This is a genomic window from Streptomyces globisporus C-1027 (assembly GCF_000261345.2).
In the GTDB taxonomy this organism is placed as follows: domain Bacteria; phylum Actinomycetota; class Actinomycetes; order Streptomycetales; family Streptomycetaceae; genus Streptomyces; species Streptomyces pakalii.
The window spans coordinates 566,945-588,119 of record NZ_CP013738.1 but is presented as its reverse complement, the minus strand read 5'-3'; the positions used below and the strand labels follow the sequence as shown (position 1 = coordinate 588,119).

At 74.2% G+C, this 21,175-nt stretch carries 18 protein-coding genes; 7 read left to right on the top strand and 11 right to left on the bottom strand.

The features are described from left to right. The first annotated feature begins 220 nt into the window (after positions 1–220). Together WQO_RS02370 and WQO_RS02365 are read left to right on the top strand one after the other, a co-directional pair. Positions 221–1,435 (top strand): ROK family protein, encoded by a 1,215-nt coding sequence (locus WQO_RS02370; protein ID WP_010061817.1) that lies wholly within the window; start codon positions 221–223, stop codon positions 1,433–1,435. Between the two features lie 154 nt (positions 1,436–1,589). Then, positions 1,590–1,883, top strand: a complete 294-nt coding sequence (locus tag WQO_RS02365; protein ID WP_010061816.1) for an SHOCT domain-containing protein — start codon at positions 1,590–1,592, stop codon at positions 1,881–1,883. Between the two features lie 60 nt (positions 1,884–1,943). On the opposite strand, the gene WQO_RS02360 is transcribed toward WQO_RS02365, so the two are convergent. Both WQO_RS02360 and WQO_RS02355 read right to left on the bottom strand, forming a co-directional pair. Next, the gene (locus tag WQO_RS02360; RefSeq protein ID WP_006122603.1) at positions 1,944–2,462 is read right to left on the bottom strand and encodes an ATP-binding protein; all 519 of its coding nucleotides are present in this window, start codon (positions 2,460–2,462) and stop codon (positions 1,944–1,946) included. A gap of 290 nt (positions 2,463–2,752) precedes the next feature. Further along, positions 2,753–3,070, bottom strand: a complete 318-nt coding sequence (locus tag WQO_RS02355) for a hypothetical protein (protein WP_006122602.1) — start codon at positions 3,068–3,070, stop codon at positions 2,753–2,755. Positions 3,071–3,305: 235 nt separating this feature from the next. Here WQO_RS02355 and cds1 point away from each other — a divergent pair, with 235 nt between their 5' ends. Continuing rightward, entirely contained in the window at positions 3,306–4,439 is a 1,134-nt protein-coding gene (gene cds1, locus WQO_RS02350) for an L-cysteine desulfhydrase Cds1 (protein ID WP_010061811.1), read from the top strand. Between the two features lie 19 nt (positions 4,440–4,458). Here the strand turns inward: cds1 and WQO_RS02345 are convergent, their stop codons facing one another. From WQO_RS02345 to WQO_RS02325, 5 genes are all read right to left on the bottom strand, one after another. Next, positions 4,459–4,938: an SRPBCC family protein gene (locus WQO_RS02345; protein WP_029182402.1), complete on the bottom strand. Its 480-nt coding sequence runs from the start codon at positions 4,936–4,938 to the stop codon at positions 4,459–4,461. A gap of 71 nt (positions 4,939–5,009) precedes the next feature. Further along, complete coding sequence (locus WQO_RS02340) at positions 5,010–6,599, bottom strand: SDR family oxidoreductase (RefSeq protein WP_029182401.1); 1,590 nt, start codon at positions 6,597–6,599, stop codon at positions 5,010–5,012. Positions 6,600–6,701: 102 nt separating this feature from the next. Next, positions 6,702–8,720 carry a hypothetical protein gene (locus tag WQO_RS02335; RefSeq protein ID WP_010061808.1) on the bottom strand — a complete coding sequence of 673 codons (2,019 nt, stop codon included), beginning with the start codon at positions 8,718–8,720 and terminating at the stop codon, positions 6,702–6,704. Positions 8,721–8,855: 135 nt separating this feature from the next. Further along, positions 8,856–9,308: an SRPBCC family protein gene (locus WQO_RS02330; protein ID WP_010061807.1), complete on the bottom strand. Its 453-nt coding sequence runs from the start codon at positions 9,306–9,308 to the stop codon at positions 8,856–8,858. Between the two features lie 90 nt (positions 9,309–9,398). Then, complete coding sequence (locus WQO_RS02325; protein WP_010061806.1) at positions 9,399–10,259, bottom strand: DeoR/GlpR family DNA-binding transcription regulator; 861 nt, start codon at positions 10,257–10,259, stop codon at positions 9,399–9,401. 254 nt (positions 10,260–10,513) lie between these two features. Between WQO_RS02325 and WQO_RS02320 the strand changes: the two genes are divergently transcribed. Beyond that, positions 10,514–12,943: an integral membrane protein gene (locus tag WQO_RS02320; protein ID WP_010061804.1), complete on the top strand. Its 2,430-nt coding sequence runs from the start codon at positions 10,514–10,516 to the stop codon at positions 12,941–12,943. Here the strand turns inward: WQO_RS02320 and WQO_RS02315 are convergent. The 3 genes from WQO_RS02315 to WQO_RS02305 form a co-directional block, all read right to left on the bottom strand. Further along, on the bottom strand, positions 12,910–15,339 hold the full coding sequence (locus tag WQO_RS02315) for a right-handed parallel beta-helix repeat-containing protein (RefSeq protein WP_010061803.1): 2,430 nt from the start codon (positions 15,337–15,339) through the stop codon (positions 12,910–12,912). The genes WQO_RS02320 and WQO_RS02315 overlap by 34 nt on opposite strands. A gap of 167 nt (positions 15,340–15,506) precedes the next feature. Next, positions 15,507–16,127 carry an Rv1733c family protein gene (locus WQO_RS02310; protein ID WP_010061802.1) on the bottom strand — a complete coding sequence of 207 codons (621 nt, stop codon included), beginning with the start codon at positions 16,125–16,127 and terminating at the stop codon, positions 15,507–15,509. Positions 16,128–16,306: 179 nt separating this feature from the next. Next, positions 16,307–16,786 (bottom strand): DUF6643 family protein, encoded by a 480-nt coding sequence (locus WQO_RS02305; RefSeq protein ID WP_010061801.1) that lies wholly within the window; start codon positions 16,784–16,786, stop codon positions 16,307–16,309. 258 nt (positions 16,787–17,044) lie between these two features. Between WQO_RS02305 and WQO_RS02300 the strand changes: the two genes are divergently transcribed. Continuing rightward, positions 17,045–18,361: a TerD family protein gene (locus WQO_RS02300; protein ID WP_050992318.1), complete on the top strand. Its 1,317-nt coding sequence runs from the start codon at positions 17,045–17,047 to the stop codon at positions 18,359–18,361. 42 nt (positions 18,362–18,403) lie between these two features. Here WQO_RS02300 and WQO_RS02295 read toward each other — a convergent pair whose 3' ends face one another. Continuing rightward, positions 18,404–19,585 carry a glycosyltransferase gene (locus tag WQO_RS02295; protein ID WP_010061799.1) on the bottom strand — a complete coding sequence of 394 codons (1,182 nt, stop codon included), beginning with the start codon at positions 19,583–19,585 and terminating at the stop codon, positions 18,404–18,406. Positions 19,586–19,643: 58 nt separating this feature from the next. On the opposite strand from WQO_RS02295, the gene WQO_RS02290 reads away from it, so the two are divergent. Further along, entirely contained in the window at positions 19,644–20,429 is a 786-nt protein-coding gene (locus WQO_RS02290) for a glutamate racemase (RefSeq protein WP_010061798.1), read from the top strand. A 69-nt stretch (positions 20,430–20,498) separates the two neighbouring features. Beyond that, positions 20,499–21,062 carry a hypothetical protein gene (locus tag WQO_RS02285; protein WP_010061796.1) on the top strand — a complete coding sequence of 188 codons (564 nt, stop codon included), beginning with the start codon at positions 20,499–20,501 and terminating at the stop codon, positions 21,060–21,062. The last annotated feature ends 113 nt before the right edge of the window (positions 21,063–21,175 follow it).

Here is a 21,175-nt window from a genome sequence, read left to right as displayed (position 1 = left end):
GGGCCGACGCGGGTGGGGCGGTGTCTCCGCCGGGTCCCCCGGGCAGGGCCGTCCGCAGTTTGTTTAGTTGCGGCACAAACTGAGCATAGGGGCGCTCCGGCGGCGGACGCAACACCGCTGCGCACCGCGCGTTCCGGCGGGCACGGCCGTGGCCGGAACGGGATCCCCGGACCGGCCCTGGGCGTCCGGGAAGCCTCCGGATCATGGGAGACTCGCCCCCATGAACGGCAAGGCGACCACCACCCGGACCAAGTTGGAGAGGGGCCGCAGCGCGCTCGGGCCCGCACTGGAACTGGTCCACACCGGACGCGCCCCCACCCGGGCCGTCCTCACCTCCGAACTCGGCGTCACCCGCGCCACCGCCGGGGCGGTCGCCGCGGAACTGGAGGCGCTCGGGCTGATCCGGGTCGACTCCAGCCCCGGGTCGGCGGCCGGGTCCCAGGGTCGCCCCTCGCACCGGCTGTCCGTCCTGGAGACCGGCCCCGTCGTCCTCGCCGCCCAGGTGCACGCCGACGGCTTCCGGGCCGCGCTCGTCGGGCTCGGCGGCCGGATCGTAGCCACCTCGCCGGGCTGTGTCGCGGTGATGGCCGACCCCGCGCAGGTGCTCGGCGAGGTCATGGAGGCGGGAGCCGAACTGCTCCGCGCGAGCGGGCTGCGCTGCGTGGGCGCCGGACTCGCCGTGCCGTCGGCGGTCGCCGAACCGGAGGGCACCGCCCTCAACCCGCTGCACATCGCCTGGCCCGCGGGCTCCCCGGTCCGCGACATCTTCGCCGCCCGCGTACGCCGGGCGGGCATCACCGGCCCCGCGTTCACCGGCAACGACGTCAACCTCACCGCGCTGGCCGAGCACCGGCACGGCGCGGGCCGGGGCGCCCAGCACCTCCTGTGCGTGGCCACCGGACACCGGGGCGTCGGCGGGGCCCTCGTGCTCGACGGCCGCCTGCACAGCGGGAGTTCGGGCCTCGCCCTGGAGGTGGGGCATCTCACGGTGAACCCCGAGGGGCGGCCCTGTCACTGCGGCGGGCGCGGCTGCCTCGACGTGGAGACCGACCCGCTGGCCTTTCTCACCACCGCCCGCCGCGAACCCGGCCCCGAGGAGTCCCTCCTCAAGCAGGCCGGGAACCTGCTCCGCACGGAGTACGACGACCCGGCGGTGCGGCAGGCCGCCGAGGCGCTGATCGACCGCCTGGGCCTGGGGCTCGCCGGACTGGTCAACATCCTCAACCCCGACCGCATCATCCTCGGCGGACTCCACCGCGACCTGCTGGAGGCGGACCCGGAGCGGCTGCGCGCCGTCGTCGCCGACCGGAGCCTGTGGGGGCGCAGCGGCAGCGTGCCGATCCTGCCGTGCACCCTGGCCCACAACAGCCTGGTGGGCGCCGCCGAACTGGCCTGGCAGCCGGTGCTCGACGACCCGCTCGCCGCGCTGGCCTGAGCGGCCGCCGGGCGGTCATCGCGCGGGGAGGCGTGCTCCCGCCGCAGTACGCACACGGCCGCCTCGCGTACGACGCCCCGGAGCACCTCATCGCGGCAGGCTCGAAAGCGACCGCAAGGCATCACGCCATCCGCGAACGAGGGAGCTGACCGAGATGAACACCCTGGCGCACACCGGCGGACCCGGCCCCTGGATCCTGCTCTTCCCGCTCTTCTGGGCGGCGGTCGTCATCGGGATCGTCACCCTGCTGCGCCGCACCGTATGGCGCGGAAGCAAGGGCCCGTGGGCGGCTGCCCGCACGCCGCAGGGCGCCCCCGGACCGTCCTCGCCGATCGCGCTGCTCGGCCGTCGGTTCGCCGCGGGGGAGATCGACGAGGACGAGTACTGGCGCCGACTGTCCGTGCTGGACGAGCAGTTCGGCCGGACCGCGGGCGGCGGCCCGGCGTGAACCCGCCACCCCGGTTCCGCCCGCTGGGCCTACGAGGGCCCGCCGGGCGGAACCGCTCGGTCAGCCGACGACGGCCGACCGGGCGGGGAGAGCCGCGATGTCGTCGGGGGTGATGGTCACGGCCCCGAAGGGCCCGTCGGTCATCGACCCGTAGACCGCGAGCGGCGGCAGGGTCGAGGCGCCGGTGACCGCCGGCAGGGTGAACCAGACGGCCTTCCCGGCCGAGCCGATCGGCCGCACGCCCCAGCTCTCGCTGACGGCGGCGATCAGCGCCAGGCCCCGGCCCGACGTGGCGAACGAATCCGCCTCGTTGACCGTGGGCAGGCGGGGATCGTGGTCGTGGACGGAGACCGTCAGACGGTCGAGCAGCAGCTCGATGTCGACGGTGCATGACTTGTCCGGCTGTGCGTGCCGGTGAACGTTGGTGAGAAGCTCGGTGACGCCCAGGGCCGCCTGGTCGATCAGAGGATCGAGATGCCAGTAGCGCAGTTGCGCCGAGATGATTCTGCGGACTTGACCGATCCGCGACGGCAGGGCCTGGAGCTCCACCGTGCAGTGCCTGCTTGGCTCGCTGATCACGGCTGCGACTCCCCGAAATAGGTCCGGAAGAAGAGAAGAGACACGAACGGGCCCGGCGGACGACTGACTGCCGAATCCGCTCTGCTCTTGTCGTGTCTGCTCGTGTCGCGCGACCCGGTCCGTGGAGCGGATCGCTCTGTCACCGAGACTGCACCTTCAGTGACGTGGATCCAGCGTGGCCCAGGGGCTGTGGCTCCGCAACTCGCGGCGGAGCCCGACGGCCCCGGACCCGGTCGCCGTGCGCGCACCGGCGGGCCCGGCAGCCGGCCCGCCGTGAACGTACAGCCGGCTCAGTCCCGGCGACCGCGCGCGCTGCGCAGCGTCTCCAGGAAACGCCGCAGCGGAGCCGCCCCGTCGCGTCTGCGGTTGCGCTGCCCCATCGTCAACCGGTAGCGCACCCCGTTCACCCGGGCGATGACGGAATCCGCCGCGATGAACCACCACTTGCGGGCGCTGACCGTGCCCACCGGGGCGCTGTCGATCTCCCGCCCGTTGCTCGTGAGGAGCGACAGCCGGCCGTCCTTCACCACCACCTGACCGGCCCTGGTCAGCGACCTGGTGAACCGTTCGATCCTGACCCCCGACGCACTGAACTCGACGTCCGCCATCGCGGATTCGCCCCCCTTCGTCACTACTCCTGCTGTTGCAGTGTGCCCGGACGCGGGCCGGACCGCCAGAGGGCCCGGAAGCCCGCCGCCCGGCCGCCCGCACCGCCCGTCACAGCCGCCCCGCAGGCGGCGCTCAAAGGCAGGGCTATGGGCCATCAAAGTGACCGTTTGTGCAGGTGGGGTGCCTATCGTGGGAGGTGCGAGCACCGGATCGACGACCAACAGGAGCAGGCCCATGGAGACCAGTGAACACACGGCCGGGGTTGGGGCCAGGGCGACCGTGGACGTCGACCGTAGCGACCCGGAGTACCGGTCCTGGCTGAAGGAGGCCGTCCGCAAGGTCCAGGCCGACGCGAACCGCTCCGCCGACACCCATCTGCTGCGCTTCCCGCTGCCCGAGGCGTGGGGCATCGACCTGTACCTCAAGGACGAGTCCACGCACCCGACCGGCAGCCTCAAGCACCGCCTGGCCCGCTCGCTCTTCCTGTACGGCCTCTGCAACGGCTGGATCCGGCCGGGCAAGCCGGTCATCGAGGCGTCCAGCGGTTCGACCGCGGTGTCGGAGGCGTACTTCGCCAAGCTGATCGGCGTCCCGTTCATCGCCGTGATGCCGCGCACCACCAGCCCCGAGAAGTGCCGCCTCATCGAATTCCACGGCGGGCAGTGCCACTTCGTGGACGACTCGCGCACCATGTACGAACAGTCCGCGGCGCTCGCCGCCGAGACCGGCGGGCACTACATGGACCAGTTCACCTACGCGGAGCGCGCCACCGACTGGCGCGGCAACAACAACATCGCGGAGTCGATCTACCAGCAGCTGCGCCTGGAGCGCTACCCGGAACCCGCCTGGATCGTCGCCACCGCCGGGACCGGAGGCACCTCGGCGACCATCGCCCGCTACGTCCACTACCTCCAGCACGACACCCGCATCTGCGTGCCCGACCCGGAGAACTCCTGCTTCTTCGACGGCTGGACCCACCACGACCCGCACGCCACCAGCGACCGCGGCTCGCGCATCGAGGGCATCGGCCGCCCGCGCATGGAACCCAGCTTCGTGCCCGGCGCCATCGACCGGATGATGAAGGTGCCCGACGCGGCCAGCGTCGCCGCCGTCCGCGCCCTGGAGCGCGCCATCGGCCGCAAGGCGGGCGGCTCCACGGGCACCGGACTGTGGAGCGCGTTCAAGCTGATCGCCGAGATGGTGGCGCGCGGCGAGCAGGGCAGCGTCGTCACGCTGCTGTGCGACCCGGGCGACCGCTACCTGGACAAGTACTACTCCGACTCCTGGCTGGAGGAACAGGGCCTGGACATCTCTCCGTACGCCGCCGCCATCGACGACTTCCTCGCCACCGGCACCTGGCCCTGCTGAGCGCCCGCACCCGGTCCGCTCAGGGCGTCGTCGCCGCCAGCCGCGTGTCCAGGCGGCGCACGGCGTCCCGGAAGGACCGGCCCACCCCGGCCCGGCCCAGGCTCAGCACCAGGCGGAACAGCCCCGTCCCGTCTGCCGCGAAGGTCCACTGCACCCGGGTCCCCGCCCCCTCAGGAGTCAGCCGCCACTCCTCCAGCAGGGCCCGCAGACCGGGTGCGTTGGTCTCGTCGACCCGGTAGGCGTAACAGCTGCCCGGCTCGGTGGCGACGATCGTCTCGCGGAAACGGACCCCGCCCCGCAGCCGCACCTCCCGGCCCGCGCCCCCGTCGGTGGGCGTGGCCCGGGTGACGGCCGTGAACCAGGACGGCCAGGACGCGACGTCATCGGCGAGGGCGCGGTACACCACGTCCGGCGGCGCGGACACCTCGGCGGCGAACACCAGCCGCATCGGCGCCGAGTCGGTGAAATCCCTTCCCACGGTACGGAGTCGGCGTGCCATCCCGTGCACCTCCCGGCGGTCTGCGGTCGCGGTGTCGCGTCTGTGGAGCGCACACCCTAGCGCCCGGACCGTCAGTTGTCTGTACCACTGTCGGGCACCGGTTCGCGGCCGCCGCCGGGCACCGGTTCGCCCCGCTTCTCCTCCGTGGCCGCCGCCTTGGCGATATTGCGCGCCATCCCGCCGAACACCACCGAGTGGAAGGGCCACACGCTCCACCAGTACGCATGGCCGAACAGCCCGCGCGGATGGAACAGCGCGCGCTGGCCGTACACCGTCCGGCCCCGCTCGTCGCGGCGCACCGACAGCTCCAGCCAGGCCAGGCCCGGCACCCGCATCTCGGCCCGCAGCCGCAGCAGCTCGCCCTGCACGATCTCCTCCACCCGCCAGAAGTCCAGCGAGTCGCCCACCCGCAGATGCTGGGCGTCCCGCCGGCCGCGCCGCAGCCCCACGCCGCCGACGAGCCGGTCGAGCCAGCCCCGTACCGCCCAGGCCAGTGGGAAGGAGTACCAGCCGTTCTCGCCGCCGATGCCCTCGATCACCCGCCACAGCGCCTCGGGACCGACCGGAACGGCCATCTCGCGCTCGTCGCGGTAGAGGCTGCCGCCCGCCCAGTCCGGGTCCGTGGGCAACGGGTCGCTCGGCGCGCCCGGCACCGCGGCGTTCGACCAGCGGGTGTCGACCCGCGCCTCCTGGATCCGCTTCAGCGCCAGCCGCAGCGCCCGGTCGAAGCCGATGGTCCCGTCCGGCGGATCGGGGACGTACTCCTTGATGTCGTGCTCCCGGCAGACCACCTCGTGGCGCAGCGACTCCGTGAGCGGCCGGGCGATGGAGCTGGGCACCGGAGTGACCAGACCGACCCAGCGGCTGGAGAGCGTCGGGGTCAGCACCGGCACCGGCAGGATCACGCGCGGCCGCAGCCCCGCCACCGCCGCGTAGCGCTGCATCATGTCCCGGTACGTCATGACGTCCGGGCCGCCGATGTCGAAGGCCCGGTTCACCCCGGCCGGCAGCGTCGCGCACCCCACCAGATAGCGGACCACGTCCCGTACGGCCACCGGCTGGATCCGGGTCCGTACCCAGCTCGGGGTGACCATCAGCGGCAGCCGCTCCGTGAGATACCGCAGCATCTCGAACGAGGCGGAACCCGAGCCGATGACGATCGCCGCACGCAGCACCGCCGTCGGCACCTTGGAGGACAGCAGGATGTGACCCACCTCGGCCCGTGAACGCAGGTGCGGCGACAGGTCCTTCTCCGGCACCCCCGCCGGAGTCAGCCCGCCCAGATACACGATCCGGCGCACCCCGGCCGCCCGCGCCTGCTCGCCGAAGGTCCGGGCCGCCCTGCGGTCCGTCTCCTCGAAGGTCGAGCCGGTGCCGAGCGCGTGCACCAGGTAGTACGCCACATCGACGCCCCGCATCGCCTCCGCCAGGGAGTCGGCGTCGGTGACATCGCCGCGCACCACCTCGACCCGGTCCGCCCACGGGTAGTCGCGCAGTTTCTGCGGCGTTCTCGCCAGTGCGCGCACCCGGTACCCGGCATCGAGCAGTGCGGGCACCAGCCGGCCGCCGATGTAACCGGTGGCCCCGGTCACCAGGCAGCGCGGAGCGGAGTCGTCGGGTTGTCCTGTGCTGTCGCCGGGGCCGTCCTCAAGATCTGTCACCTGTCCGAGTGTGACACCTGACGGCTCCCGGGACCGGTCGAGGACTCCGTACGGCGGCATCGAGGCCATCGGTACGGTGACGGCCCCGGTACCCGCGTCGGCTCAGTGCACCGCCGTGAGCGTCCCGCCCTCGCGCAGCGACGCCGTCAGCTCCACGTCGGCGTCACGGGGCGCCCGCACCGCGAGCGTCGGCCCGCCCGCCGCGCCCCTGGCGTCCCCGGTCGCCCGGATGCCTGTCACCGCGCGGCTGCCCGCACCCAGTACGTACCACCGGCCGGAGGCGGCCCTCCAGTGCGTGCCGGCCAGGACGTGCTGCCCGAACTTGCTGCACAGAGCCGTGTCATCACGGTCGGCGACCAGCGTGGCCGGCTCTGCGGGAGAGGCGGCGGGTGCGAGGAACTGCACCAGGACCCGGCCGGGCCCCCGCCAGGTGTCGGCCCGGGTGCACACCCAGTCGGCCGACGTGCCGCCCTCGGGAAGCTTCTGCTCGGCGAAGGCCCAGTTGTTGACCGACCGCACGCCGGAGCCCGCCAGAGTCCGCAGGGAGCACGCCGTGCGAGCCCAGGCCAGCAGCGCGTCGGGGCCCGTCGCCTCACGCGGCTGGCGGGCCGGCGTACCCCGGCCGGGCTTCGGCATGTACGTCAGATGCGTGGGGGCCAGCTCGCCCAGGTCCGTCAGCAGGAACGCGTGCTTCTCCACGATCCGCTCGGAGGAGCGCAACTGGATCACCGGCCAGGCGTCGCACGCGCCGCCCGCGGCGGGCCGGGGCACCTCGGCGGTGACGCCGTCCGGGCCCACCTCCAGCGGCCGTCCGGGCGTGTCGGGAGCGAGCAGGTCCCGGGTGGTGGACTCCGCGATCCAGGGGGCGAGCAGGAACCGCGCGCCCTCGGCCGTACGGCTGACGACGACCGCCGCACCCGTGGTCACGTCCGCGTCGTCGGTGCGGGCGAAGTCGAGCGCCGCCCCGCCGGCTCCGGACAGCGGCTCCGCGTAGCGGACCACCCGGTCGGCGCTGTCGTGGAACAGCACCACGGCCGCCCCGTCCACCTCATCGGCGAACAGCAGCTGGGGCGGCTCGGCGGGCGGCACCGCGGCCGTGCCCGGGGTGGTGGAGACCCGGACCGACTCCGGCGGCTCCGCCCAGGCTCGCAGCGCCCGGCCCAGCAGTGCGTCGTCGTCCGCGCGCCCGCCCCTGGCCGGCCAGGCGGTGAAGTCGACGCGCGAGGTGTCCGCCCACCGCTCCGCCGCCGTCCGCATCAGCTCTGCCGGATCGAGCACCGGCGCGAGCACGCCTGCGGGGGATCGGTCCTCGCCGGGACCGTTCGCCCCCTGCTCGACGGCGACCGCGAGGCTCCCCGCCACCACGCACAGCGCCGCGGCCACCGCCACCGCCCGCACCCGGTGCCTGCGCCGCAGCAGGTCGCTCGGGCGGGTCTGGACCGTGCACGGGTCGAACTCCCCCGACCTGAGCATCGCCTGTGCCCCGGCCCGGTCCGGCCGCCCCAGCCGGGCCGCCCGGCGCACCGCGTCCGCGGGATCCGCCACCGCGGCCCCGGCCAGCAGCTCCCGGACCCCGGACTCGTCGAGCCCTTCCAGCAGCTGCAGCGCGAACGCCGCCCGGACGGGCCCGTCCACCGCCGACAGCGCCCGGTCCAGGGCCAGTTCGTCGACACCGCCCGCCCGGGGGAAGAGCCGCAGCCCCCACACCACCGGCAGGGCTGGACGCAGCGCGGCCGGGCCCGGGAGCCGCCCGGGCCACCAGCGGGGCCGCCGCTCGTGGGCCAGCGCCGCCCGCAGCACCCGCAGCCGCACCCACCCGTAGGCCGGATGCGAGGGGACCCGGTCCGCCGAGGCGCCCTCCGTGCTCGCCGGAGCGCCGGTCCGGCGGGACTGGGCCGGTACGCGCGGGCTCGACGCCTTGCTCCCGGCCGCGGGCAGGGCCCGCTGGACGACGGCGTGGGCGGTCAGGACCCGGCGGTGCCGGCCGAGTCCCGGCGGCAGGACGACATAGGCGAGCCGCACCAGACGCGGGTAGTGCTCCACGAGGGCGGCTTCGGCCTGCCGCACGCCGGTACGGTCGCTCTGTACGTCGGTCCGCTGCTGCGGTTGATGGATCGGCATGGAATCGGTGCCTTCCGGGGCCGTGGCGGGTGTCATACCGGCAAACGAGTCAATCGTGTGACGGTCACATCACCCCTGCGCGGCGCGTGTGCCCCCGCCCGTGCGGGCCCCCGTGTGCAGGCCCGCCCGCGGGCCTCACCCGTGCGCGTCTCCGGGGGAGGCGAGCAGGGCGTCCAGGACCTTGCCGAACATCCGTCGTCCGGCGGAGGCGAGCAGCGGGTCACCCCACCGGGGCACCAGCCGCACCCGCAGCTCCTCGACCCACACCACATGGGAACCGGAATCCGTGGGCAGCACGTCGATCGAGGCCCGGCCCAGCACCACGGCGCCCCGCTTCTCCAGTTGGCACACTCCGGCCCGGCCCCCGGCGGGCGGCGTCCACCGCACCACTTCCATCGGATCGTCGAACGCCAGCGGGCCCAGCCCCGTACGCGCCACGAAGACCGTGCCGAGCCGTGAGGGAAGCCCGGTCGGAACCGAGATCGCGGTCAACGGCACCTGCGCGGCGTGCCGTTCCCAGTCGGTCACCCGGCGCCAGGCCTCGGCTGCGGGGAGAGGGGAGAAGCGCTCGATCCGGAAGACGGCCACAGCCCGATCCTAGGGCCTGCCGCCGGACGGCGGTCCGACGACAGGCCCCAGAGGGCTGTCCCGCACACCGCGCGCCGAGCGGAACCCGCGTCAGCCCTCGGTGGCGGGCGAGGCTTCGGCGGTCTCGGCGGGAGCGTCGCCCGCCACCAGCAGACCCGGAAGATGCTCCTCGATCTCCGCGCGCAGCTCAGGAGCCAGGCCCGCGTCCGTGACCAGCGTGTCGACCTCCTCCAGCGCGGCGAACGAACTCAGGCCCACCGTGCCCCACTTGGTGTGGTCGGCCACCACCACGATCCGGCGCGCCGCCCGCACGAAACGGCGGTTGGTCTCCGCCTCCGCGAGATTGGGCGTCGAGAGTCCCGCCTCGGCCGAGATCCCGTGCACACCGAGGAACAGCACATCGAAGTGGAGGGAGTCGATGGCCCGGTCCGCGACCGGCCCGACCAGGGAGTCCGAGGGGGTGCGCACCCCGCCCGTCAGCACCACCGTCGCCGCCCCGGGCCGCGCGCCGCGCCCCCCGGCCGGACGCTGCGCGTCGTGGAACACGTCGGCCACCCGCACCGAGTTGGTCACCACCGTCAGATCCGGCACGTCCAGCAGATGCCTGGCCAGCGCGAAGGTCGTCGTCCCGCCCGAGAGCGCGATGGCGCTGCCGGGCACCGCCAGCGCCGCCGCCGCCCGGGCGATGTCCTCCTTGGCGCTCAGCTCCAGCGCCGACTTCGCCTCGAACCCGGGCTCGTGCGTGCTCGCCTCGACGACCGGGACCGCACCGCCGTGGACCTTCTCGATGACACCCTGGCGGGCCAGCGCGTCCAGGTCCCGGCGGATCGTCATGTCGGAGACGTTCAGCTTGCGGGTCAGTTCGTTGACCCGGACCCCACCACGCCTGCGCACCTCGTCGAGGATCAGCGCACGGCGCTGCTCCGCGAGCAGGTTCTGATTCTCGCTCAACGCCGGGTCCGGTCCTTCCCTCTGCCGTACCGTCCGCAGCGGTCTGCGGGCCACGCTCATCCTGCCACGCAGGCATGTCCGGCGTACCACCTGGGGAGATTCCGTGAGACCGCTCACGCGGCCGCCCCGGGCCGGGGATCGTGGCTCCGGGCGGCCCGCCGCTCCCCGCCTCCCGGCCCGCCCGCCGCCCTGCCCGCACCCGTGACCGCTGTGCCGCTTCCCGCTGTGCCGCTCGCCCGAGAAAGAGTCCCCCCTTGGCTCCTGCCACCCCGCCCCCGCCCCCTTCCCCGCCCGCCACCGAGCCCCCGCAGCACACCGGGACAGCGCTGGAACTGCTCGTCCACGGCGTCGGCGGCGCCACCCCGCAGGAGATGCTGGACGACCCGCGTACCGTCCGGGTCACCGGGGACACGACCGCCGCCGTGTACCGGCGCACCGAGGACGCCCACGGCGAGAAGCACCCCGAGCGCTACCGGGACGAGCCCGTCGCCGAGGCGTACTGCTGGTCCGGCCTCACCTCCGGCAACGGCTCCCGTGCGCTGTGGCTGCTGCTCCTGCCGTTCATGGTGGTCAACCTCGCCCACTGGATGCGTCCCACCGCCACCGGCCGCACCCGCGCGGTCCGGCTGTACGGGGTCCTGGTGCGGCTCGTCGCGCTCAGCCTCACCGTGCTGCTCACGGCGGCCGCCTGCGAAGTCGCCCTCGACCTGCTGGCCTGGCAGTGCGCCGGCGCCGATGCCTGCGCCGAACGCCGCTCCTGGCTCGGCTTCCTGTCGGAGCGTCAGGGCGGCTGGTGGTCCCAGCCCGGCCGCCGCCTCGCCCTCGCCGCCGTCGTGCCCGCGGCCCTGGTGGGACTCCTGTGGTACCTGTCCAACCGGACCTGGAGCGCGTACGAGTCCCAACGCCCGCTGGACGGCGAGGACTTCGCAGAGGACGAGTCCTTCGGGGCGGCGGTGGACCACGGCCCGGACGCCGACGACGACCCGCGCCCGCCCGTTCCGGTCCGCCCCGCGCTCGGCAGGCCCGGCTTCTGGTACGGCCGGCGGCTCGTCGCCCGGCTCCGCGCCGCCCACACGGCGGCCGGGTTCCTGACCGTCGCCGCGGCTGTCGCCGGCGCCGCCGCACGCTACGACCGGGGCACCGAAGGACCGGTGCCCCGGTTCATCGGCGCGGCGGTCGAAGGCGGCATCGTTCTGTGCGCGCTCGTCGTCGTGTGGGTCGTCTGCCGCCGGGGTCGCAGCGAACGGACCCGCGACACCCGCCTGGACGGCGCGCTGATCAGCTATCTGCCCGGCTCCGCTCTGGTCCTGCTCGGCCTCGCCGTGCTGTACGCGTCCTGGTCGCGCCCCGACTGGCAGTCCTCGGGCGCCCTGCCCGTCGAGACCGCCTTCCGGTTCCTCACCCTCGGCCAGGGTGTCCTTGTCGTCGCCCTCGCCGTGGTCGCCCTGCGCCTCTACCGGCGCATCCCCGAACCCCGCACCGTCCTGTACGGACTCGGCGGCCCCGCGGTCGCGATGCTCGCCTGCGCCCTCGGCGGTGTGATGACCGGCGGGGTGGCCCAGCGCGTCGCCGACTGGCTGGACGGCCCCGGCACCCCGGGCATGGGCCGCAGCTCCGACATCGCCGGACCGCCGGTCCTCCTGAGCTGGCAGGCCTCCGTCATCCCGGTGCTCCTGATTCTCCTGCTCGCCCCCGTCCTGGTCCTGGTCGTCCGGACCGCGCGCACCGCCCGCCGGCTGGGCCCGGTCATCGAGGCCGAGTACGCCCCCGAACCGTCCGACGAGGGCCGCACCCGCCGGATCGCCCGGATCCGCGCCGCAGCCGCCCTCACCGACTCCGCGCCGTGGATCGTCGGCGTGGTCTCCACCGCCACCCTGCTGCTCGGGGCGGGCGCGGTCGCCGGATCCTGGTACAGCGACCAGGTGCCGGGCCGGGCAGCCGACGGAAGTGGTCCGCTCCTCGAATCGTTCGCCGACGCCGCCCAGTCCACCGGCTCCTGGCTGATCGGCTTCGGCTTCATACTCTTCGTCGCCGGCGGCCGCCGCGCCTACAAGGACGCCTCGGCCCGCCGGACCATCGGCATCCTCTGGGACGTGGGCACCTTCTGGCCCCGCGCCGCCCACCCCTTCGCGCCCCCGTGCTACGCCGAGCGCGCCGTCCCCGACCTCGCCTCGCGGATGTCCGCCTGGACGTCGACCACGCCCCGGGGCCGGCTCGTCATCTCGGGCCACTCCCAGGGCAGCGTGCTCGCGGCCTCCGCCGTCTGGCAACTGCCCGACGCCACCCGCCCGCGGGTCGCCCTGCTGACCTACGGCTCGCCCCTGGAGCGGCTGTACGGGCGGTGGTTCCCGGCCTACTTCGGCCCCGGGCCGCTGCTCGGGCTGCACCGCTCGGTGCACTGCTGGCGCAATCTGTGGCGGGCCACCGACCCCATCGGCGGCCCCGTCCGCATCTGTGCCGACCCCGATCCGAGTGTCGACCGGGGCCCGCTGAAGGACCCGCTGGCCTACGGGCGGACCACGAAGCTCCCGCTGCCCGAACCGATCCTCGGGCACTCCGACTACCAGGCCGACCCGGCCTTCGCCGACGCGCGGGCCGACCTCCTCGCGGAGCTGGGCCCGCAGGTCCCCCGGCAGGCGGAGGCGCGGACTCAGAAGGGCACGTCGGGGAGGTCCTCCGGGTAGAGCAGGGTCAGGTCGTCCGTGCTCGGCTCGGCGAGCTGGGCGACCCGGCCCGCGTGCCGCTCCACCATCGACTCGAAGGTCTGGCGGGCGGTGCGGCCGTTGCCGAAGGCGGGGCCCTTGGGGAGCGCCGTGAAGTGCTTCAGGAGCGCCTCCCCGGTCCCCGCCGCCAGGCTGTACTCATGCTCCTCGGCCTGCTGCTCGACGATCCGCAGCAGTTCCTCGGGGAGGTAGTCCTGGAAGGTGATGGTCCGGGAGAACCGTGAGGCCACCCCGGGGTTGACGGTGAGGAACCGCTCCATCTCCACGGTGTAGCCCGCGACGATCACGACCACCGCGTCCCGGTGGTCCTCCATCAGCTTCACCAGCGTGTCGATGGCCTCCCGCCCGAAGTCCCGGCCGGAGTCCTCGGGGGAGAGGGCGTACGCCTCGTCGACGAACAGCACCCCGCCGCGTGCCCGGTCGAACGCCTCCTGGGTCCGGATCGCCGTCGAGCCGATGTGCTCGCCGACCAGGTCGACCCGGGACACCTCGACCAGATGGCCGCGCTCCAGCACACCGAGCGAGGCCAGGATCTCCCCGTACAGCCGGGCCACCGTGGTCTTGCCCGTCCCGGGCGAGCCGGTGAAGACGAGGTGGCGGCGGACGGACGCGGCCTTCAGACCGGCCTCCGCGCGGCGCCGGCCCACCTCGATCATGTCCGTGAGCGCCCGCACCTCCCGCTTGACGCTCTCCAGGCCCACGAGTGCGTCCAGTTCACCGAGGACCGCCGAGGAGTCCCGGGCCGGCTCCGCCGGGGCGAGGGGCTCGGGGGCGGGCTCGACCGCGCGCTGCCCGGGCAGCGCGCCCAGCAGCCCCGGCGTCGACTGCGTGGCCGTCAGCACCGGGGGAGGTGGGGCCGCAGCCGTCCGCAGACCGCTCTCGTCGCTCGTGCAGTCCCGGGCCACCGGCCCGGCCGAGGACGCCCCGTCCCCCTCGGGGAACTCGTAACCGCCCCGCGCGCACCGCTCGGTACGGCACCGGGTCAGGGTCGTGCGGCAGCCCTCCATGACATGGAAGCCGTATCCCTCACTGCCCGTCACCCGGCAGCCGTCGAAGGTGCCCCGGCCCTCGGCCGAGACGTAGAACCCGGCCTCGGCGGGCGAGGTGACCGTGCAGCGCTCGATGGTGGGGTCCGCGCCCTTGGTGACGATGACCCCGGTCTGCGCCGCGTCGATGGTGCAGTTGTTCAGCGTGCCGCCGCTGCCGTGGTCACGGAACCAGGCGCCCGTGGACGCCTCCCGGATCCGGCAGTCGTCGAGCTGCGCGGTCGCCCCGTCGCTCACCGACACGGCGGTGTTGCGGATCTGGGAGAGGTCGCTGTCGACCACATCGGCCCGCGACCCCCGGTCCAGGACGAACAGCGCGTCGGGCACGTCGTGCACCCGGCAGGCGTCCAGTATCACTGTCGCGCCGTCGCTGACCCAGACCGCCGGGTAGTCGCCCGTACTGTCGTGGATCTCGCACTGGTTGGCGTCGACCCGGGTCCCCGGATCCCAGACCGAGAGCCCGTTGCGGCCGAACCGGCGGACCGTGGAACGGGTCAGCGTGAGCACCGAACGCGACCGCAGGTCGACGGCGTTCTCCGGGATGTCGTGGATGTCGCAGTCGGCGAGCGTCAGCACCGCGTCGGTGTCCAGCGTGACGCCGTCCGCCGACGTGCGGTGCACGGTGCAGTCGGTGAGGTGGGCCGAGGCGCGGGCGGTGACCTGGATGCCGCTGCCCTTGATCTCGTACACCTCGCAGCCGAACGCCTCGAGACCGCTGCCGTCGCCGGTGACGCCGATGCCCGCCCCGGACGCGTGGTGGATCCGGCAGCGGTCCAGACGCGGGTGCCCGCCGTCGCGGACCGACACCCCGGACTGGCCCGCCGAGACGATCTCGCACTCTTCGAACACCCCGCCCGCGCCGTCCAGTACGGCGATGCCGACCCCGGCCGGATTGTCGACCGTGCAGCGCCGCACGGTGGGCCGCGCCGCGCCGCGCACCTCGATGCCCGCGGCGGACCGGGTCACGATCCGCAGGTCCGTCAGTTCCGCCGTGCCGTCCTCGACCAGCAGCGCCGGGGCCGCGGAGTCCTGGCCCTCGATGTGCAGGCCCTGCACGACCGCGGAGGCGCGCACGGTCAGCGGTACGCCGTCGAGCGGCGCGATCCGTACGGAGCCGGCCGAGCCCTCGGGGCCGCGCAGCGTCACCGCGCGCGGGACGACGAGGTTCTCCCGGTAGGTCCCGGGCGCGACGGTGAGGACGTCGCCCTCGGCCGCCGCCTCCAGGGCCGCGGAGAGGGAGGCGTACTCGCCGGTGCGGCGGCGCCATCGCGATGTGCCGGTGTGCGTCACCTGGACCGTGCCCTGTGCCATGGCGTTGCTGTGCCCCCACCTCGTGCTGTGCGCTGCCTCGGGCCCGTCCGTCGCCGGGGAGGCGGACGGGGTCGGACCACCGTAGCGCGCGTGAGGGCCCGGAGTTGACGAGTCGGCCCCGCGGGGTGATGTCGCCGGCGGCCGCGTCCGGCCGGCGGCGACCGTGGTCAGCCGCCCGTTCCGGCCCGGCCCCAGTCCGTGCCCGCCGCGGCCCACTCCCGGTCGAGACGCGCGTACCGCTGCCGCACCATGCGCCCTACGACCACCCTGCGGCCCGCCTCGACACATCCGGCGGCGAGCAGGAACGTACCGATACCGCCCAGCACCGCATGGGTCCGGGCGGCGTGCCCGTCCATCGGCGGGGCAACCGGAAGGCCCGTCGCGTCCGTCCAGATCCGCAGCGAGGACCCCGGGACGCCGGGCTTCGACGCTGTGGTCACCTCTCCGGTGCGCGGGCTGCCGTCCGGGGCCTGCCAGGACGCCACCACCCGGATGCGCGCGGCCCGTTCGGAGCCGCCCTCGGGATCACCCACATACCGGTCCCGTCCCGGCGCCCGGCCCACCACGACCGCGTCGACGGGGTGGCGCTCCTGGTGCTGGGCGCGCACCGACCGCTGGAGGGCGGCGTCGGCGACGGAACCGCCGGCCCAGCCCGCGACCGGGGCCCCCACGACGAGGAGCAGCAGCGCTCCGAGCGCCACCCAGGCCTCGCGGCGGTCGGTGGCGCGGCGCAGCGGATTGTCCCGCCCGCACAACAGCCCCCGCAGCAGTGCCCACTGCCCCCTCACACCGTGCCCCCGTCTCCCCGTCGATCGATGTCCCCGCGGCCTGCCTCGGCGGGCCCGTGGTGCGGGTGGATCGTCGAGATGCCGAGCCCGGCCTCCGTACCCCTAGACCGCTTTCAGCCGTCAGAGGTTGCCTGGTGCGTCCCCCGGCGCACCGTGCCGTACGGAGAGGGGGCGGCGGTTCAGTACCCCCGGCTCTGGTACGGCCGGTTGTACGGGTCCTCGTACGGCGACTGGGCCGGTACGGGGCGCGGCGAGGCCGGGCGCATCGACTCGTACCCGGTGGCGGGCGCGGGGCGCTGCGGCTGGGGCTGCTGCGGATAGCCGCGGACCGCCGAGGGCTGCTGCGGGATGTACGGCGCGGGCGCGTGCTGCAGCTGGGCGTGCTGCATCGGCTGCGCCGGAGCCTGCTGGTACTGCGGCATCGGCTGCTGCTGCGGGTAGCCGTAGGAGCCGGTCTGCTGCGACGGGGCCGCGGGCAGAGCAGGCAGCGCCGACGGCAGGGCCGGCAGGTAGCTGTTACCGGTGTCGTACGCGGCCGGCACACGGATGGGGGCGATCTGAGGGGTTCCCCGCTCCGCGACCAAGGAGTCGTAGATCGGAGTGTCGGGGAACGACGCGGCGTAGTAGCCGCCGCCGAAGGTGGAGCGGGGGGACGTCATGCCACCTAAGTTAAGCCCTCGACACGCCGGTTGTGGAGCCCGATAAGAGGGATGTTTTCCGCGATGTGAGTGAACCGCGATCCCCAATGCGAGCGAACTTGGCAAAAAAGGGCGCACTGACGTCTACTGATCGTGTAAAGGCCGAGTTCACGGGGGGTTACCGGGAGATCGCCGGGAGGGGGCGGGGCCGGCGGGGGCACGCTCCGGCGGACCGGGGATTAGGTTGTCGGGAAATGCCTGCGGGCAGCCGGACTCGTGATGGGGGCGAGCATGATCATGCAAAAAGGGACCAACGTTCCGGTGCCTGCCGGCGCGGTGCGCGTCGAATTGGGGTGGCGTGCCGCACCCGGCGTGCCGGACGTCGACGCCTCCGCGCTCCTGCTGGTGGCGGGCAAGGTCCGCAGCGACGCCGACTTCGTCTTCTACAACCAGCCGGCCCACGCCTCCGGAGCGGTCCGGCACGAGGGCAAGCGGACCGCCCCCGACGGGGTCACCGACACCCTCCTCGTCGACTTCGGGAAGGTCGAGCCCGGGATCGAGCGCATCGTGGTCGCGGCCTCGGCGGACGGCGGGAACTTCGGCCGGGTGAGCGGACTGTACGTGCGGGTCACGGACGCGGCGAGCGGCTCGGAGCTGGCGCGCTTCGAGAGCACGGACGCCACGGTCGAGACCGCCTTCATCCTCGGCGAGCTGTACCTCCGTCAGGGCGCGTGGAAGTTCCGGGCGGTCGGGCAGGGCTACAGCACCGGCCTCGAAGGCCTGGCGACGGACTTCGGCATCTCCGTGGACGAACCGCAGCAGGCCCCGCCCGCCCCGCAGGCCTCCACGCCGGTCGCTCCGGCCCCGGCTCCCGCGCCCGCCTCGGCCCCGGTCGCCGGCCGGCCCCCCGCTCCGCACGCGCCTTCCGCTCCCGCGGCCCCGCCCGTCACGCAGCCCGTGCGGCTGACCAAGGTCACGCTGACGAAGAGCGCGCCGTCCGTCTCGCTCGCCAAGCAGGGCGGCACCTCCGGCGCGCTGCGCGTCAACCTCAACTGGGAAGTGCGCAAACAGTTCAAAGGCTGGGGAGCGAAACTCGGACGGGCCGTCGCCATGCACGCCGATCTCGATCTTGATCTCTGCGCGCTCTACGAACTCACCGATGGGCGCAAGGGAGTTGTGCAGTCCCTCGGAAACGCGTTCGGTTCTCTGAATCAGCCGCCCTTTATCCATCTCGACGGCGACGACCGCACCGGCGCGCTCTCCACCGGCGAGAACATGACCATCAACCTCGACCACAAGAACCAGCTGCGGCGTGTACTGATCTTCGTCACTATCTATGAGGGCGCCCGGAGTTTCGCCGATCTCCACGCCACCGTCACCCTCCAGCCGCAGAACGGCGCGCCCATCGACTTCTCCCTCGACGAGTGCACCGTGCCCTCCACCGTCTGCGCCCTCGCCCTCATCGCCAACAACGGCGGCGACCTCACCGTGCAGCGCGAGGCCCGCTACCTCGTCCCCGACCGGGGCGTCAGCCCCCAGCGCACCATCGACGCCGCCTACGGCTGGGGCATGAACTGGACGCCCGGCCGCAAGTGACGACCCGCGCCTGCCCGGACCGGTATCCCGCCCCCGGCGGCATCACCGGTCGGGCGCGGCCTCCGGGCGCGCGTAGGTGCGGCCCTTCCAGGCAGCGCCCCGCCCCCGGTAGTGCTGCACCGCCGAGTCGACCGTCATCAGCAGGTACAGCACCGCCGTCAGCGGCAGCAGCGGGCCCAGCCACAGCGACTGCCGGTAGTACGCCAGCATCGGCAGATACGTCGCCGTCATCACCGCCCAGGCCGCCCCGCCCGCCCATGCCGCCGCCCCGTCACCGGTCAGCAGCCCCGCCACCAGCGTCGCGGGCGGCGCCACATAGACGAGCAGCAGCCCCGGGACCGTCCCCGCCAGCAGCAGCGGGCTGTGCCGCAACTGCGCGTACGCACTGCGCGCGACCATCCGCCACAGATCCGCGAGACGTGGATACGGCCGCACGCTGTCCACCCGCTCCGCGAGCCCCAGCCAGATCCGGCCGCCGCTGCGCCGCACCGCCCGCGCCAGCGACACGTCGTCGATCACCGCCTGCCGGATCGACTCCGGGATCCGGGCCCGCTCGGCGGCCTCCGTACGCAGCAGGACACAGCCCCCCGCCGCCGCGGCCGTCCGCGACCGGGCGCTGTTGACCCGGCGGAACGGGTAGAGCTGCCCGAAGAAGTAGACGAACGCCGGGACCACCAGGCGCTCCCAGACGCTCTCCACCCGCAGCCGCGCCATCTGCGACACCAGGTCGAAGCCGTCGGGGCCGCCGGGACCGGCCGCGGCCACCAGATCGCGCAGGCTGTCCGGCTCGTGCGCGATGTCCGCGTCGGTCAGCAGCAGGAAGTCCGGCTTGTCCCGCCGGGCCACCGCGATCCCGTGCCGCAGGGCCCACAGCTTGCCCGTCCAGTCCCGCTCCGGCTCCCCGGGCGTCACCACCGTCAGCGGGAGACCGCCGTACCGGGCGGCCAGATCCCGGGCCAGCTGCCCGGTGCCGTCGCTGCTGCAGTCGTCGACGAGGATGATCCCGGCCTCTCCCGGATAGTCCTGGACCAGCAGCGACGGCAGGCTCACCGGCAGCATCGCCGCCTCGTCGCGGGCCGGCACGACCACCGCGACCGACGGCCAGCGCGCCGGGTCGGTGCGCCGGGGGAGCCGCTGGTCCGTCCGCCAGTAGAAGCCCTGCCCCAGCAGCAGCCACACCCACGCGATCAGCGAACCCACGGCGATCCAGGCAACGGCGCTCATCCGCCGAAGTCTGCCCCACCGAGCCCGGTTCGCAAGGGCTGTCGGCTAGGGTGACCGGGTGAAGATCGCGCTCATGGACTCCGGAATCGGCCTGCTGGCGGCAGCGGCGGCCGTGCGCCGCCTGCGGCCCGACGCCGAGCTGGTGCTCTCCTCCGACCCCGGCTCGATGCCCTGGGGACCCCGCACCCCCGAGGACCTGACCGCCCTGGCCCTGGACGTCGCCCGCGCCGCCGCGGCCCAGCGCCCCGACGCGCTGATCATCGCCTGCAACACGGCCTCGGTCCACGCCCTCCCGGCGATCCGCGCCGAGCTGGAGCCCGCCCTGCCGGTCATCGGCACGGTCCCCGCGATCAAGCCCGCCGCCGCAGGGGGCGGCTCCGTCGCCATCTGGGCCACCCCGGCCACCACCGGCAGCCCCTACCAGCGCGGACTGATCGCGGAATTCGGCGGCACCGCCGAGATCACCGAGGTCCCGTGCCCCGGACTCGCCGACGCCGTGGAGCACGGCGACGAGGCCGCGATCGACCGGGCCGTCGGGGCGGCCGCCGCCCTCACCCCGCCCGATGTGCGGGCCGTCGTCCTCGGCTGCACCCATTACGAGCTGGTCGCGACCCGGATCCGCGACGCCGTGCAGCGCCCCGGCCGCCCGCCCCTCGCGCTGCACGCGTCCGCCGGGGCGGTCGCCGCCCAGGCGCTGCGCCGGATCGGCGCGGAACCCGCCCCGACGGCCGCACCCTCCGGCGCGCTCACCGTGCTGCGGGCGGGCCGGGTCGCCGCCCTCCCGGACGCCGCCCTGACCTACGCGGAGGGCCGGATCCTGGCGGCGGGGGCACCCGTCCGCTGACCGTACGGCTCGCCCGATCGGCCCCCGCAGCCCCGGCCGGCAGCCCGGAACGCGGCTACGCTGCTGAACATGACCGACCACCCCGAGAGTGCGAGGCACGGGTCGAGCCAGGCGCCGCCCACGGAGTGGAACGGCCGCGCCACCAACCGCCTCCAGTGGCTGCTGGCGCTCGCGGGCGCGGGATGTGTGGCGCTCGGCATCGAACTCGCCGTCGACGGAGCCTGGACCTCGGGCATCGCCCCGCTGCTGATGTCCGTGATCGGCTGCCTCGCCGCCGGACTGCTGATCCTCTTCGGCACGCTCGCCTTCGTCCATGTGGCCGTCAAGGTCGACGGGGACAGCCTGGAGGTCCGCTGCGGCCACGCCGGCCTGCCGCGCCGCCGGATCCTGCTCAGTCATGTCACGGGCGCGGAGTTCGTCCCCCGGATCCATCCGCGTGAATGGGGCGGCTGGGGCTACCGCTGGCGCCCCGAACAGGGCACCGCCGTGGTGGTCCGCAAGGGCGAGGGCATGGCCCTGCGCCTCGGCGACGGCCGGACCTTCACCGTCACGGTCGACGACGCGGAGACGGCCGTACGGTTCATCCGGCAGCGCCTGCACCTGCCGTCCCCCGGGAAACGGCCCGGCGACTGACCGGGCAGGCCCGGCGCCCGGCATCCCGTCCGGTGGCCGGGCAGCCCCACCGCCCGGCACTCCCGCCGGAGACCGCGCCGCTCCGGCGGCGAGCCGCCCCACAGCAGTCACCG

Bases quoted from the DNA above. Each gene is read 5' to 3' on its own strand.
- WQO_RS02345 (WP_029182402.1), bottom strand. From the start codon at position 4,938: ATGGCACGCCGACTCCGTACCGTGGGAAGGGATTTCACCGACTCGGCG.
- WQO_RS02335 (WP_010061808.1), bottom strand. From the start codon at position 8,720: ATGCCGATCCATCAACCGCAGCAGCGGACCGACGTACAGAGCGACCGT.
- WQO_RS02315 (WP_010061803.1), bottom strand. From the start codon at position 15,339: ATGGCACAGGGCACGGTCCAGGTGACGCACACCGGCACATCGCGATGG.
- WQO_RS02285 (WP_010061796.1), top strand. From the start codon at position 20,499: ATGACCGACCACCCCGAGAGTGCGAGGCACGGGTCGAGCCAGGCGCCG.
- WQO_RS02365 (WP_010061816.1), top strand. From the start codon at position 1,590: ATGAACACCCTGGCGCACACCGGCGGACCCGGCCCCTGGATCCTGCTC.
- WQO_RS02295 (WP_010061799.1), bottom strand. From the start codon at position 19,585: ATGAGCGCCGTTGCCTGGATCGCCGTGGGTTCGCTGATCGCGTGGGTG.
- WQO_RS02300 (WP_050992318.1), top strand. From the start codon at position 17,045: ATGGGGGCGAGCATGATCATGCAAAAAGGGACCAACGTTCCGGTGCCT.
- WQO_RS02305 (WP_010061801.1), bottom strand. From the start codon at position 16,786: ATGACGTCCCCCCGCTCCACCTTCGGCGGCGGCTACTACGCCGCGTCG.
- WQO_RS02370 (WP_010061817.1), top strand. From the start codon at position 221: ATGAACGGCAAGGCGACCACCACCCGGACCAAGTTGGAGAGGGGCCGC.
- cds1 (WP_010061811.1), top strand. From the start codon at position 3,306: ATGGAGACCAGTGAACACACGGCCGGGGTTGGGGCCAGGGCGACCGTG.
- WQO_RS02355 (WP_006122602.1), bottom strand. From the start codon at position 3,070: ATGGCGGACGTCGAGTTCAGTGCGTCGGGGGTCAGGATCGAACGGTTC.